This window comes from Pseudomonas sp. B6002 (genome assembly GCF_013385985.1).
Classification (GTDB): domain Bacteria; phylum Pseudomonadota; class Gammaproteobacteria; order Pseudomonadales; family Pseudomonadaceae; genus Aquipseudomonas.
The window spans coordinates 122,075-135,810 of sequence record NZ_JACAOY010000007.1; the positions used below are offsets into that span (position 1 = coordinate 122,075).

A 13,736-nucleotide genomic window follows, 5' to 3' on the forward strand; every position below is an offset into this window, starting at 1 on the left:
GTGCAACACTCGCCGCCTGATGGATGTAGGAGTATTTCGTGAGACCTGTCGACACCTTGTACCTGCTGGGGCTGGCTGCTATCTGGGGCGCCAGCTTCCTGTTCATGCGCATCATTGCGCCGGAGATCGGCACGGTGCCGACGGCGTTTTTTCGCGTGTCGATTGCCGCCGCCGGTTTGCTGGTGATTTTGGCGGTGATGCGGGTGAACTGGGATTTCCAGGGCAAATTCAAGACGGTGTTGCTGCTGGGGGTGATCAACTCCGGGATCCCCGCGACCATGTACTCGGTGGCGGCCCAGGTGCTGCCAGCGGGTTACTCGGCGATCTTCAACGCCACCACGCCGTTGATGGGTGTGTTGATCGGCGGGCTGTTCTTCAGCGAGCGCCTCACCCCGTCGAAAATCGCCGGCGTGACCCTGGGACTGTTTGGCGTGGGCGTACTGACCCGCGCCGGACCGGTGGCGTTTGACCTGCAATTGTTGATGGGGGCGCTGGCCTGCCTGTTGGCGACCACCTGCTACGGCTTCGCCGGGTTCCTGGCGCGGCGTTGGCTGGATCAACGCGGGGGCCTGGACAGTCGCCTGTCAGCGTTGGGCAGTATGCTCGGCGCAACGTTGTTCCTGCTGCCGTTCTTTGCCTACAGCGCCATCAGCCATCCGCCCGCCAGTTGGGGTGGGTGGCAAGTGTGGTTGTCGTTGCTGGGGCTTGGGCTGGTGTGCACGGCGTTTGCCTACATTCTTTACTTCCGGTTGCTGTCGTCCATCGGGCCGGTCAAGTCGATGACCGTGACCTTCATGATTCCGCCGTTTGGCGTGTTGTGGGGGGCGTTGCTGCTGGATGAGCCGTTGTCGATGGCGCATCTGTATGGCGGGGTGTTGATTGCAGGAGCGTTGTGGTTGGTGCTGCGGCCTCGAAAACTGACACGCCCCCTGTAGGAGCCCGGCTTGCCGGCGATGGCGTCATTGAGATCGCCATCGCCGGCAAGCCGGGCTCCTACCGAGGTGTGTTGCATCAGGTTTTACGGAAGACGAACACCAGGCCGATGATGATCAACCCCATCCCCAGCAGGCTCAGCATTGCCAGCCTGTTGCCGAAGATCAGGTAGTCCATCACCGCCGTCACGGCCGGCACCAGGTAGAACAGGCTGGTGACATTCACCAGGTTGCCCCGGGCGATCAGGCGGTACAGCAACAGCGTTGCCAGCAAAGACACCACCAACCCCATCCACAGCACCGGCACGAAAAAACCCGTGCTGTGTTCAAAGTGGAACGGTTGGAACGGCACGAATACCGCGCACAACAGCAACCCGGCCAGGTATTGCACCGGCAGTGTGCCCAGGGGGTTATCGGTGATGCGCTTTTGCATGATCGAACCAAAGGTCATGCTGGCCAATGCCAGCAGCCCGAACAGCATCCCCGCCAGGGACATGCCCGACAGGCCGATGCCTTGGTAGACCACCATGATCAACCCCGCCAGGCCCAGCCCCAAACCGAACATCCGGCGCCACGAACGCTGGCGCTCCATCAGCACCACGGTGAGGATCGGCTGCACGCCCATGATGGTTGCCATCACGCCGGGCGTGACTTTGAGGTCGAGGGCCAGCAGATAAAAAATCTGATAAGCCCCCAGCAACACCAGCCCGGTCGCCGCCGCATACAGCAGGGGTTTGCCGGGGCGCGGCAACTTCAACTTGAGGACCGGCACCAGGATCACCAGGCCCGCGAGGGCGATGGCAAAGCGGATCAGCAGGAAGGCAAAGAGTGACGCATGGGCCAGGCCCCATTTGGAGAAGATCGCCCCGCTGCTCCACAGCAGGACAAACAGGCTCGTCGAGGCCGCCGCGGCCACGGATTGTTTCGAAAGAACAGACATGGTTACCACCTGTCATCAGGCAAAAAAAGCCGATTCAGCAGACGCTGAAATGCATTAGGTTTTTTTCAGGCGGGCAGACGGGAGCAGCGAAGCTGATCAGCCCGAAATGCCAACACCCGGCGGTGATACGACTGCGTACACCGGCGTGCTGCTGACAGGAGGGGGGTAGTGACTGATCTGCGCAGGCTGCTTTTCCCCGCACGGCACGACCACAGCGTTGACCGCTGAATCGACTACCGCTATGCGCTGGGAAGCTGGCATGTGCTGATCTTTTTGAAGGAAGGAATACCGGCCGACTATAACCAGCCGCAAACATATTTTGCAATAACTCCTCCGGGTCTTTTTGCGTGGAGGAGTTTTCATGCGGCGGCAAAAGACCGGTCGCTATAATGCCGCCGGGTTTTTCCAAGGATTTCACATGATCGCTCTGCCCTGGCTGTACCTGGTGCTTCTCTCCATTGGCTACTCAGTGGCCTTGATCTACGGGCAACTGGGCCTGCTCGCGGCCGTCTCGGTCGGCCTGTTGCTGATCGCCGGTTACGCGGTGCGCCAGCAACGCACGCCTTGGGCGCGCTACCTCGGCCACGGCTTGTTCATCGTCCTGGCGCTGGGCCTGGCGATGCACTGGTTGCCGGGTTTCTACAACGGGCGCGGCATCGACCCGCAACGGTTGACCCCGGACGCCGTGCCGTTCTCGATGTACCTGAACCAGGACAAACCCCTGATCGGTTTCTGGCTGCTGCTGGCCTGCCCGTGGATCGTTGCGCGACGGACGTTGCGGCTGTCGATTTGCGTGGCGGCACTGGCGTTGGCCCTGACGGCTGTTGCAGCGTTAGGCGGGGCGACATTGCTGGGAATTATCAGTTGGGCACCAAAGTGGCCGGAACAGGCGTGGTTATGGGTGTTGAACAACCTGTTGCTAGTGACTTTGGTGGAAGAGGCACTGTTTCGCGGTTACATCCAGGGCGGCTTGAGCCAACGTTTCAAACACCTGCCGTATGGGGAGAACCTCGCACTCTTGCTCGCCTCACTGCTGTTCGGCCTGGTGCACCTCGGCGCGGGCTGGCATTGGGTGCTGCTGGCGAGCATCGCCGGGGTCGGTTATGGCCTGGCGTACCGGTTTGGCGGGCTGGGTGCAGCGATTGCCACGCATTTTGGCTTGAATCTGCTTCACTTCGGGTTGTTTACCTACCCAATGCTGGCCGGCTGATTGCCCTCTGTAGGAGCGAGCTTGCTCGCGAAAAGCCCGTGAACGCCGCGTTTAACCATAAACCCTGCGTTATCGTTGGCGACCTTCGCGGGCAAGCCCGCTCCTACAGGGGTTATGTACCCAATGCTGGCCAGTCGATTGTTGCAAAAATAAGTTAAATAAACGCCTGACCCTGCCGATACCCCTTGAAAGCCTTGCGGATTGAACAATCATGCGTAATAACCAACCCGTTACCCAGCGCGAACGTACCTTCCCCGCTCAGCAACGGTTGATCTCCACCACAGATGCCAAGGGTGTCATCACTTACTGCAACGACGCGTTTGTCGAAATCAGTGGGTTCACCCGTGACGAGCTGATTCGTGCGCCGCACAATCTGGTGCGTCACCCGGACGTTCCGGCGGCTGTGTTCGCGCACATGTGGTCGACGCTCAAACAAGGCTTGCCATGGATGGGCATTGTCAAGAATCGCTGCAAGAGCGGTGATCACTATTGGGTTAACGCCTATGTGACCCCCGTTTTCGACGGCAACCAGGTGATCGGCTACGAATCGGTGCGCATCAAGCCCACCGCCGAGCAGATCCGCCGGGCCGAAGCGCTCTACCAACGCATCAACCAGGGCAAGTCTGCCGTTCCCCAGCGGGACAAGTGGCTGCCGGTGCTGCAGGACTGGCTGCCGTTTATCCTGGTCAGCCAACTGAGCTTCATGATCGGCGCGTCGTTGAACTCCCATTGGGGCTTTGCCCTGGCGGCAGGGTTGTCGGTGCCCTTGGGCCTGCTGGGCCTGAGCTGGCAGCAGCGCGGCCTCAAGCGCTTGTTGCGCTTGGCCGAGCAGACCACCTCCGACCCGTTGATCGCACAGATGTACACCGACAGCCGTGGCGCACAAGCGCGCCTGGAGATGTCGATCCTCAGCCAGGAGGCACGCCTGAAGACCTGCCTCACACGCTTGCAGGACACGGCCGAGCACCTGAACGATCAAGCCGCGCAGTCCAACACCCTGGCGCACAACAGCTCCAGCGGCCTGGAGCGCCAGCGCGTTGAGACCGAGCAAGTGGCCACCGCCGTCAACCAGATGGCCGCGACCACCCAGGAAGTCGCCAGCCACGTACAGCGCACAGCCGATGCGACCCAGGAGGCCAACCGCCTGACTGGCCGCGGTCGTGATATCGCCGGAGAAACCCGCGAGGCGATTCAGCGCCTGTCGGTTGCCGTGGGTGAAACCGGCGTGACCGTCACACAGCTGGCCAAGGACAGTGATGAGATCGGCGGCGTGGTCGACGTGATCAAAGGCATTGCCGACCAGACCAACCTGCTGGCCCTCAACGCCGCCATCGAAGCGGCCCGTGCCGGTGAGATGGGCCGTGGCTTTGCGGTGGTGGCGGACGAAGTGCGCCAACTGGCGCAGCGCACCGCCGAATCCACCGGTCAGATCCACGCCCTGATCGCCAAGCTGCAGCAGACCGCCGCCGCCGCCGTGCAAACCATGGACGCCGGGCATCGGCAGGCCGAAGAAGGTGTGGCGCGGGTGATGGAGGCGGACCAGGCATTGGTGGGCATCAGTGAAGCAGTGGCGCATATCACCGACATGACCACCCAGATCGCGGCAGCGACCGAAGAGCAAAGCTCGGTGGCCGAAGAGATCAGCCGCAACATCAGCACCATTGCGCTGTTGGCGGACCAGACATCGGAGCAGGCGCTGAACTCGGCGCAGTTGAGTGAAGAGCTGACGCATACCGCGAATACCCAATATTCGCTGGTAGAGCGGTTCAACCGGTAAATTGCTATCGCCGGCAAGCCGGCTCCTACAGGTTACGCGATCCTCTGTAGGAGCCGGCTTGCCGGCGATGACGGCCTAAAGGGCAGCGAGAAACCCAGCCACTTTCACCGCCGCGGCCTCCAGATGCTGCTCATGACTAAACCCCGACGCCTTCAACGGCTTCAAGTCATGATCCCCCGCCACCCGCCACATCACCTCGATACTCGGCGACAGCTCATACCCTTCCACCGCCGCCCGATTGCCCAGGGCATCCCGCTCACCCTGCACAATCAAAGTACGCGTCTTCAGCGCCGCCAGATGCTCGACCCGTGGTTTCTCCGGTTTACCCACGGCATAAAACGGATACCCCAGGCACACCAGCCCATCGGCACCCAGCTCATCCGCCAACAAACTGGCCATGCGCCCGCCCATGGACTTGCCGCCAATCGCCAGTTTCCCAGCGACATGACGTCGCACCTGCGCATACACCTCACGCCAGGTTTCCAGCAGTTTCGGCGCCGGATTCGGTGGGCGCTTGCCACCGTCCAAACGCCGCTGGGCCATGTAGGGAAACTCGAAGCGCACCACGTTGACGCCGTGCCCCGCAAGGCGTGCAACCATGTCGTTCATAAAGGATGAGTCCATCGGCGCGCCGGCGCCGTGGGCCAAAATCAGCGTCACAGGCTCACGTCCCGCAACGGGCGGGGCGACATCCCATAACCACCCGTGTTCCCGCACACACTGCGCCCATTGATCCCCGTCAATACTGGCCTTGTGCTCTTCTCCCATGCTTGCCTCGCTTTTTAGTCTGCCTATAACTCCAGCCCAAGTGCCGCATCTGCTTGGGTTGAACCGTGGATGGGGAACCATGAACACTACTTTAAGTACCGCCTATAACTACAAGGTGGTCCGCCAATTCGCCATTATGACGGTGGTGTGGGGCATCGTCGGCATGGGGCTCGGGGTTTTTCTCGCTGCCCAATTGGTCTGGCCTGCACTCAACTTCGATCTGCCGTGGACCAGCTTCGGCCGCCTGCGTCCGTTGCACACCAACGCGGTGATCTTCGCTTTCGGTGGCTGCGCGCTGTTCGCCAGCTCCTTCTACTCGGTGCAACGCACCTGCCAGACCCAGTTGTTCGCGCCGAAAGTCGCCGCGTTCTGCTTCTGGGGCTGGCAACTGGTCATCCTGTTGGCCGCGATCACCTTGCCACTGGGCTACACCAGCTCCAAGGAATACGCCGAGCTGGAATGGCCGATCGACATCCTGATCACCATCGTCTGGGTGGCCTACGCCATTGTGTTCTTCGGCACGGTGATGAAGCGCACCACCAAGCACATCTACGTCGGCAACTGGTTCTTCGGTGCATTCATCATCACCGTGGCCATCCTGCATATCGTCAATAACCTGGAAATCCCGGTCAGCCTGACCAAGTCCTACTCCCTCTACGGCGGTGCGACGGATGCCATGGTGCAGTGGTGGTACGGGCACAACGCGGTAGGCTTTTTCCTCACCGCCGGTTTCCTGGGGATGATGTACTACTTCGTGCCCAAGCAGGCCGAGCGCCCGGTGTACTCCTATCGCTTGTCCATCGTGCACTTCTGGGCGCTGATCACCCTGTACATCTGGGCCGGCCCGCACCACCTGCACTACACCGCGCTGCCGGACTGGGCGCAGTCCCTGGGCATGGTGATGTCGCTGGTGCTGCTGGCACCGAGCTGGGGCGGCATGATCAACGGCATGATGACCCTGTCGGGCGCCTGGCATAAGTTGCGCAGCGACCCGATCCTGCGCTTCCTCGTCGTCTCCCTGGCCTTCTACGGCATGTCGACCTTCGAAGGCCCGATGATGGCGATCAAGACCGTCAACGCCCTCTCCCACTACACCGACTGGACCATCGGCCACGTACACGCCGGCGCGCTCGGCTGGGTGGCGATGATCTCCATCGGCGCGCTGTACCACATGATCCCCAAAGTCTTCGGGCGCGAGCAGATGTACAGCCTCGGCCTGATCAACGCGCACTTCTGGCTGGCCACCATCGGCACCGTGCTCTACATCGCCTCGATGTGGGTCAACGGCATCGCCCAAGGCCTGATGTGGCGTGCGGTCAACGAAGACGGCACCTTGACCTACTCCTTCGTCGAAACCCTGGTGGCCAGCCACCCTGGCTTTATCGTGCGGCTGGTGGGCGGCGCCATCTTCCTCAGCGGCATGTTCCTGATGGCTTACAACACGTGGCGCACCGTGCGTTCGGCGCAACCGGCCGAAGTCACCGCTGCAGCGCAGCTGGCCTGAGGAGTCTGTGATGAAACACGAAACGATTGAAAAGAACGTCGGCCTGTTGATGCTGCTGATGGTGCTCGCCGTGAGCATCGGCGGCCTGACCCAGATCGTCCCGCTGTTCTTCCAGGACGTGACCAACAAGCCGGTGGAAGGCATGAAGCCCTACACCGCGTTGCAACTGGAAGGCCGCGACATCTACATCCGCGAAGGCTGCGTGCAGTGCCATTCGCAAATGATCCGCCCGTTCCGCGCCGAGACCGAGCGCTACGGCCACTACTCGGTGGCGGGCGAAAGCGTGTGGGACCACCCGTTCCTGTGGGGTTCCAAGCGCACCGGCCCGGACCTGGCCCGCGTCGGCGCACGCTACTCGGACGACTGGCACCGCGCCCACTTGTACAACCCGCGCAACGTGGTGCCCGAGTCGAAAATGCCGGCCTACCCGTGGCTGGTCACCGCCCCAGTCGACAGCAGCCACACCGAGACCAAGTTGAAAGTGATGCGCACCCTCGGCGTGCCGTACACCGACGACGACATCAGTGGCGCCGTGGCCAGCCTCAAAGGCAAGACCGAGATGGACGCGCTGGTTTCTTACCTGCAAGTGCTCGGCACTGCCATCAAGAGCAAGAGGTGAGCCATGGGATTTGAATTCGATGCAGGCACCATCCGCGGCCTCGGCACGCTGGTGGTCGCCATCGCCTTTATCGGCCTGTCGCTGTGGGTGTTCAACAACCGGCGCAATGCGGAATTCGAGCAGGCCCGCCTGCTGCCCTTCGCCGATGAACCTTCTCCATCCGACGCTCAAGAAGAGCCTGCAACAAGGAGCACTCGGCCATGACCCTATTCTGGAGTACATGGATCTGCGTACTGACCCTCGGCAGCCTGATCGGCCTGACTTGGCTGTTGATCGGCACCCGCAAGGGCGAGACCAAGGGCAGCGTGGACCAGACCATGGGCCACGCCTTCGACGGTATCGAGGAATACGACAACCCACTGCCCCAGTGGTGGTTCATGCTGTTCGCCGGCACCCTGGTGTTTGCGGTCGGCTACCTGATCCTCTACCCGGGTCTGGGCAACTGGAAAGGCGTGCTGCCGGGCTATGAAGACGGCTGGACCCAGACCAAGGAATGGGACAAGGAAATGGCCAAGGCCGACGCCAAGTTCGGGCCGATCTTCGCCAAATTCTCGGCCATGCCCCTGGAAGAAGTCGCCAAGGACCCGCAAGCGCTGAAGATGGGCGGGCGCCTGTTCGCCTCCAACTGCGCGGTGTGCCATGGCTCGGATGCCAAGGGCGCGTTTGGCTTCCCGAACCTGGCGGACGACATCTGGCGCTGGGGCGGTTCCGCCGAGGCAATCAAGACCACCATCCTCAACGGCCGCCACGCGGCGATGCCGGCCTGGGGTGACATGCTTGGCGACGAGGGTGTGAAGAACGTCGCCGCCTATGTGCGTCACGACCTGGCCAAGCTGCCTCTGCCGGCCGACAACACGGCCGATCTGGGCGCGGGTAAAACTGCATTCAACACCACTTGCGTGGCTTGCCATGGCCCTGAAGGCCACGGCATGGAAGCCATGGGCGCCCCGGACCTGACCAAGCCGGCCGGCTACATCTACGGCACCAGCCTGGCGCAGTTGCAGCAAACCATCCGCCACGGCCGCCAAGGCCAGATGCCGGCGCAGGAAGCGTTGCAGGGCAATGACAAGGTGCACTTGTTGGCGGCTTATGTTTACAGCCTGTCCCATGGGGACAAGCAGGTTGCAGAAGAGTAAACCTCGTCAACCAACAAGCCCCGCCCGGTGAAAACTGGCGGGGCTTTTTTGTGAGCCATCGCCTTGCAGACGACCGTTCGCGCCCCTGCAGTTGCCGCTCGCCACACCAAGGTAGTAACGTGGCTACATTCAGCTAGATGAAGGGAGCGCTCCCATGACCATCACCACCATTTCCAGTCGCGAATTCAACCAGGACACAAGCGGTGCCAAAAAAGCCACCCGCCAAGGGCCGGTTTTCATCACTGATCGCGGCAAGCCTGCTCATGTGCTGCTAAGCATTGAGGACTACCAGAAATTGACCGGCCTGAACGCCGACATCGTTGATCTTCTGGTCATGCCGGAAGCGGCCGATATCGACTTCGAAACCGAACGCGCCGTGATCACTCATCGCCCTGTGGACCTCTCTTGATGTACCTACTCGATACCAACGTAATCTCGGAGCTTCGTAAACCCCAGGCAGACGTAAACGTAGTCGCCTGGGCCAGAAGCGTCATCGCGCCGCGCATGTTCATCTCGGCGATTACCCTGAAAGAGTTGGAGACCGGGGTGTTACGCATCGAGCGGCGCGATCCGGCTCAGGGAAAGATATTGCGCACCTGGCTCAAGCGCCACGTGATGCCAGCGTTCGACGCCAGGATTCTGCCGGTGGACGCTGCCGTCGCGCTGCGCTGCGCTCACCTGCATGTTCCCGACAAGGCTAACGAAAGTGACGCACTGATCGCCGCGACGGCATTGGTCCACGGGCTGACGGTCGTCACGCGCAACGTCAGCGACTTCAAGTCCAGTGGCGTTGCCGTGATCAATCCGTGGGACGCGTGAACGGCCATCCTGCAAAAATCCCCCCTGCTTCACGCGTGAACTGATCCGGGTGCTTGAAGCTTTCACCACGCGACCTGTTGTCACACCCTTCACGCCCCCAACTTTCCCCTCCTGCCATTCGGGTCTACGCTTGTTCCCACAGTGGATCGGTATTGGCCGGTCGACGGCCGACTTGCACTCAATGGGTTGAACATTTCTGCTCGATGACAGGCGCAAAGGCTGGCAGTGACAGGCTGTCGTGCCACTGACCCCTTGTCACCCGAACAGCGTGTTTACACACACCAAGTTACAAGTCCCGCCTACCCGCAAATTTTCTTGTCCACTCGATCAGCTTTCTATTTTTGATTTTGTCCCTACTCAAAACATGGAAAGGGCGCAGAATCAGGCGTGGAACGCATTGATACAGGTCAGCCATTGCGTTGCAAAGGCCCCTCGCTTTCTACATACTTGCGGCCGATTTTACCTATAAAAAAACCTAAACCGTGGAACCTTAGAATGAGCACAGCAATCAGTCCGACTGCTTATAACTATAAGGTAGTCCGCCAGTTCGCCATCATGACGGTGGTCTGGGGGATCCTTGGCATGGGGCTCGGGGTGTTCATCGCCTCGCAACTGGTTTGGCCGGAATTGAATTTCGGTTTGCCATGGACGACCTTTGGCCGCCTGCGCCCACTGCACACCAACCTGGTGATTTTCGCCTTCGGTGGATGTGCATTGTTTGCCACCTCCTACTATGTCGTGCAGCGAACCTGCCAGACGCGACTGATCTCCGACGGCCTCGCCGCCTTCACCTTCTGGGGCTGGCAAGCGGTCATCGTCGGCGCGGTAGTCACCCTGCCGCTGGGCTACACCACCACCAAGGAATACGCCGAGCTGGAATGGCCCATCGCCATTTTGCTCGCCATCGTGTGGGTGACCTATGCCGTGGTGTTCTTCGGCACCATCGTCAAGCGCAAGACCAAACACATCTATGTCGGCAACTGGTTCTACGGGGCCTTCATCCTCGTGACGGCGATGCTGCACATCGTCAACCACGCCTCCCTGCCGGTCAGCCTGTTCAAGTCCTACTCGGCCTACGCCGGGGCGACGGATGCGATGATCCAGTGGTGGTACGGCCACAACGCCGTGGGGTTCTTCCTCACCACCGGTTTCCTGGGGATGATGTACTACTTCGTGCCCAAGCAGGCCGAGCGTCCTATCTACTCCTATCGCCTGTCCATCGTGCACTTCTGGGCACTGATCACCCTGTACATCTGGGCCGGTCCGCACCACCTGCACTACACCGCGCTGCCGGACTGGGCGCAGTCCCTGGGCATGGCGATGTCGATCATCCTGCTGGCCCCGAGCTGGGGCGGCATGATCAACGGCATGATGACCCTGTCGGGCGCCTGGCATAAATTGCGCACCGACCCGATCCTGCGCTTCCTCGTGGTGTCCCTGGCGTTCTACGGCATGTCGACCTTCGAAGGGCCGATGATGGCGATCAAGACCGTCAACTCGCTGTCCCACTACACCGACTGGACCATCGGCCATGTACACGCCGGCGCCCTCGGTTGGGTGGCGATGATCTCCATCGGCGCGCTGTACCACATGATCCCCAAACTGTTCGGTCGCCCACAGATGCACAGCGTCGGCCTGATCAACGCGCACTTCTGGCTGGCCACCATCGGCACCGTGCTCTACATCGCCTCGATGTGGGTCAACGGCATCACCCAGGGCCTGATGTGGCGTGCGATCAACGATGACGGCACCCTCACCTACTCCTTCGTCGAAGCGCTGCAAGCCAGCCATCCGGGCTACATCGTGCGCGCCCTGGGCGGTGCATTCTTTGCCTCCGGCATGTTCCTGATGGCCTACAACGTGTGGCGCACCGTGCGTGCCGCCGACCCGGTAGAAGCCGAAGCCGCCGCCAAGATCGCCGTTGTGGGAGCTCACTGATGAAGCATGAAGTAGTCGAGAAGAATATCGGCCTGCTGGCCTTCTTCATGGTCATCGCCGTGAGCATCGGCGGCCTGACCCAGATCGTCCCGTTGTTTTTCCAGGACGTGACCAACAAGCCGGTCGAAGGCATGAAGCCGCGCACCGCCCTTGAGGTTGAAGGCCGTGACGTCTACATCGCCAACGGCTGCGTGGGTTGCCACTCGCAAATGATCCGTCCGTTCCGCGCCGAAACCGAACGCTATGGCCACTACTCGGTCGCCGGTGAAAGCGTGTGGGACCACCCGTTCCTGTGGGGCTCCAAGCGCACCGGCCCGGACCTGGCCCGTGTCGGCGGACGCTACTCCGATGACTGGCAGCGTGCGCACTTGTACAACCCGCGCAACGTGGTGCCTGAGTCGAAAATGCCGGCCTACCCGTTCCTCGTGGAAAACAAGCTCGACGGCAAGGACACCGCGAAGAAACTCGAAGTCTTGCGCACCCTGGGCGTGCCTTACACCGATGAAGACATCGCCGGTGCAGCCGCCGCCGTGAAGGGCAAGACCGAAATGGACGCACTGGTGGCCTACCTGCAAGGCCTGGGCACCATCATCAAAAGCAAACGGTGATCTTCATGGATATCGGGATGATTCGTGGCCTGGGCACCGTTGTGGTGATGGTGGCCTTTGTCGGCCTGGCGTTGTGGGTGTTCAGCCCCAAGCGCAAGTCGGAGTTTGAAGACGCGACCTTGCTGCCCTTTGCGGATGATCCCGAAGCCATCAAGCACGTCGAGCAAGCTTCTAGGAGTAACAAAGAATGACTACGTTCTGGAGTCTGTACGTCACAGTCCTCAGTCTGGGTACCATTTTCGCCCTGACCTGGCTGCTGCTGTCGACCCGCCGGGGGCAGCGTGCCGAACAAACGGACGAAACCGTCGGCCACTCGTTCGATGGCATCGAGGAGTACGACAACCCGCTGCCCAAGTGGTGGTTCATGCTGTTCGTTGCCACCATTATCTTTGCCCTCGGCTACCTGGCGTTGTACCCGGGCCTGGGCAACTGGAAAGGCCTGCTGCCGGGCTACAACTACCTCGACAACGACAAGCAAACCCCGTTTGCCAATGGCCAGACCGGCTGGACCGGCGTGCACGAATGGGAAAAGGAAATGGCCAAGTCGGACGCCAAGTTCGGCCCGATCTTCGCCAAGTTCGCCTCGATGCCGATTGAAGACGTTGCCAAGGACCCGCAAGCCTTGAAGATGGGTGGCCGCCTGTTCGCCTCCAACTGCTCGGTGTGCCATGGTTCCGACGCCAAGGGGGCCTATGGCTTTCCCAACCTGACTGACGCCGACTGGCGCTGGGGGGGCGAGCCGGCCACCATCAAGGAAACCATCATGAAGGGTCGCCATGCAGTGATGCCGGCCTGGCTGGATATCCTCAAGGAACAAGGCGTCAGTGATGTGGCCGCGTTCGTGGTGACCAACCTTGATGGGCGCAAGTTGCCCGAAGGCGCCAAAGCAGACGTGGCCAACGGCGAGAAACTCTTCGCCGCCAACTGCGTGGCCTGCCACGGCCCGCAAGGCAAAGGCACCCCCGCCATGGGCGCACCTGACCTGACCCACCCGGGTGCGTTCATCTACGGTTCCAGCTTCGCCCAACTGCAGCAGACCATCCGCTACGGCCGCCAGGGCCAGATGCCTGCGCAGGAACAATTGCAGGGTAACGACAAGGTGCACTTGCTGGCGGCGTATGTTTACAGTTTGTCCCATGGGGATAAGAAGGCTGAGGAGCAGTAAGGCCAGCCTGGATTTTGGAACCACAGCAATCCCCATGTGGGAGGGGGCTTGCCCCCGATTGCAGTGTGTCAGTCAGTGCATCTGTCACTGATCCACCGCCATCGGGGGCAAGCCCCCTCCCACATTGGATCCGCAGTGTTTCAGAGGACCGAGCCAGCCAAAATCAACCCTACTTGCCAGATCAATTGATCCAGGTCACGTAGGTCGCCCCCTTTCAGCACCACCGGAGGCGTATTATTACGCCACTGCAACACCCCCAAATTTGACCCCGGTTGGCACGTACTGGCCGAGGCAAATCTCCACCGCCGTGGGATGCAATG

15 protein-coding genes are annotated in these 13,736 nt (G+C 61.1%); 13 read left to right on the forward strand and 2 right to left on the reverse strand.

All coding sequences use genetic code 11. The features are described 5' to 3' along the window. The first annotated feature begins 38 nt into the window (after nucleotides 1–38). Nucleotides 39–935, forward strand: coding sequence for a DMT family transporter (locus HX792_RS11825; RefSeq protein WP_176996282.1), 897 nt, complete (start codon nucleotides 39–41; stop codon nucleotides 933–935). A gap of 76 nt (nucleotides 936–1,011) precedes the next feature. On the opposite strand, the gene HX792_RS11830 is transcribed toward HX792_RS11825, so the two are convergent. Continuing rightward, entirely contained in the window at nucleotides 1,012–1,872 is an 861-nt protein-coding gene (locus HX792_RS11830) for a DMT family transporter (RefSeq protein WP_176996283.1), read from the reverse strand. 418 nt (nucleotides 1,873–2,290) lie between these two features. On the opposite strand from HX792_RS11830, the gene HX792_RS11835 reads away from it, so the two are divergent. Next, on the forward strand, nucleotides 2,291–3,082 hold the full coding sequence (locus HX792_RS11835) for a CPBP family intramembrane glutamic endopeptidase (protein WP_176996284.1): 792 nt from the start codon (nucleotides 2,291–2,293) through the stop codon (nucleotides 3,080–3,082). 211 nt (nucleotides 3,083–3,293) lie between these two features. Next, complete coding sequence (locus HX792_RS11840; protein ID WP_176996285.1) at nucleotides 3,294–4,859, forward strand: PAS domain-containing methyl-accepting chemotaxis protein; 1,566 nt, start codon at nucleotides 3,294–3,296, stop codon at nucleotides 4,857–4,859. A gap of 75 nt (nucleotides 4,860–4,934) precedes the next feature. Here the strand turns inward: HX792_RS11840 and HX792_RS11845 are convergent, their stop codons facing one another. Continuing rightward, the gene (locus tag HX792_RS11845) at nucleotides 4,935–5,627 is read right to left on the reverse strand and encodes an alpha/beta family hydrolase (protein WP_176996286.1); all 693 of its coding nucleotides are present in this window, start codon (nucleotides 5,625–5,627) and stop codon (nucleotides 4,935–4,937) included. Nucleotides 5,628–5,706: 79 nt separating this feature from the next. Here HX792_RS11845 and ccoN (HX792_RS11850) point away from each other — a divergent pair, with 79 nt between their 5' ends. The 10 genes from ccoN (HX792_RS11850) to ccoP (HX792_RS11895) all read left to right on the forward strand — a co-directional run bounded on the left by ccoN (HX792_RS11850) (nucleotide 5,707) and on the right by ccoP (HX792_RS11895) (nucleotide 13,416). Continuing rightward, nucleotides 5,707–7,131, forward strand: coding sequence for a cytochrome-c oxidase, cbb3-type subunit I (gene ccoN / locus HX792_RS11850; protein ID WP_176996287.1), 1,425 nt, complete (start codon nucleotides 5,707–5,709; stop codon nucleotides 7,129–7,131). A gap of 10 nt (nucleotides 7,132–7,141) precedes the next feature. After that, on the forward strand, nucleotides 7,142–7,750 hold the full coding sequence (gene ccoO / locus HX792_RS11855; protein ID WP_017134815.1) for a cytochrome-c oxidase, cbb3-type subunit II: 609 nt from the start codon (nucleotides 7,142–7,144) through the stop codon (nucleotides 7,748–7,750). A gap of 3 nt (nucleotides 7,751–7,753) precedes the next feature. Further along, a complete protein-coding gene (locus HX792_RS11860) occupies nucleotides 7,754–7,954 on the forward strand; it encodes a cbb3-type cytochrome c oxidase subunit 3 (RefSeq protein ID WP_071483007.1) in 201 nt (66 codons plus the stop codon). Next, nucleotides 7,951–8,886: a cytochrome-c oxidase, cbb3-type subunit III gene (ccoP, locus tag HX792_RS11865; protein WP_176996288.1), complete on the forward strand. Its 936-nt coding sequence runs from the start codon at nucleotides 7,951–7,953 to the stop codon at nucleotides 8,884–8,886. The genes HX792_RS11860 and ccoP (HX792_RS11865) overlap by 4 nt, the downstream gene beginning before the upstream one ends. A 154-nt stretch (nucleotides 8,887–9,040) precedes the next feature. After that, on the forward strand, nucleotides 9,041–9,295 hold the full coding sequence (locus tag HX792_RS11870) for a type II toxin-antitoxin system Phd/YefM family antitoxin (RefSeq protein ID WP_105694760.1): 255 nt from the start codon (nucleotides 9,041–9,043) through the stop codon (nucleotides 9,293–9,295). Then, nucleotides 9,295–9,705: a type II toxin-antitoxin system VapC family toxin gene (locus tag HX792_RS11875; RefSeq protein WP_176996289.1), complete on the forward strand. Its 411-nt coding sequence runs from the start codon at nucleotides 9,295–9,297 to the stop codon at nucleotides 9,703–9,705. The genes HX792_RS11870 and HX792_RS11875 overlap by 1 nt, the downstream gene beginning before the upstream one ends. Nucleotides 9,706–10,200: 495 nt before the next feature. Continuing rightward, nucleotides 10,201–11,643, forward strand: coding sequence for a cytochrome-c oxidase, cbb3-type subunit I (ccoN, locus tag HX792_RS11880; RefSeq protein ID WP_176996290.1), 1,443 nt, complete (start codon nucleotides 10,201–10,203; stop codon nucleotides 11,641–11,643). Further along, on the forward strand, nucleotides 11,643–12,251 hold the full coding sequence (gene ccoO, locus HX792_RS11885; protein ID WP_056861521.1) for a cytochrome-c oxidase, cbb3-type subunit II: 609 nt from the start codon (nucleotides 11,643–11,645) through the stop codon (nucleotides 12,249–12,251). The genes ccoN (HX792_RS11880) and ccoO (HX792_RS11885) overlap by 1 nt, the downstream gene beginning before the upstream one ends. Before the next feature lie 5 nt (nucleotides 12,252–12,256). Further along, nucleotides 12,257–12,442 carry a CcoQ/FixQ family Cbb3-type cytochrome c oxidase assembly chaperone gene (locus HX792_RS11890; RefSeq protein ID WP_032831505.1) on the forward strand — a complete coding sequence of 62 codons (186 nt, stop codon included), beginning with the start codon at nucleotides 12,257–12,259 and terminating at the stop codon, nucleotides 12,440–12,442. Continuing rightward, nucleotides 12,439–13,416: a cytochrome-c oxidase, cbb3-type subunit III gene (gene ccoP, locus HX792_RS11895; RefSeq protein ID WP_176996291.1), complete on the forward strand. Its 978-nt coding sequence runs from the start codon at nucleotides 12,439–12,441 to the stop codon at nucleotides 13,414–13,416. Before HX792_RS11890 ends, ccoP (HX792_RS11895) begins: the two co-directional genes overlap by 4 nt. Nucleotides 13,417–13,736 lie beyond the last annotated feature (320 nt).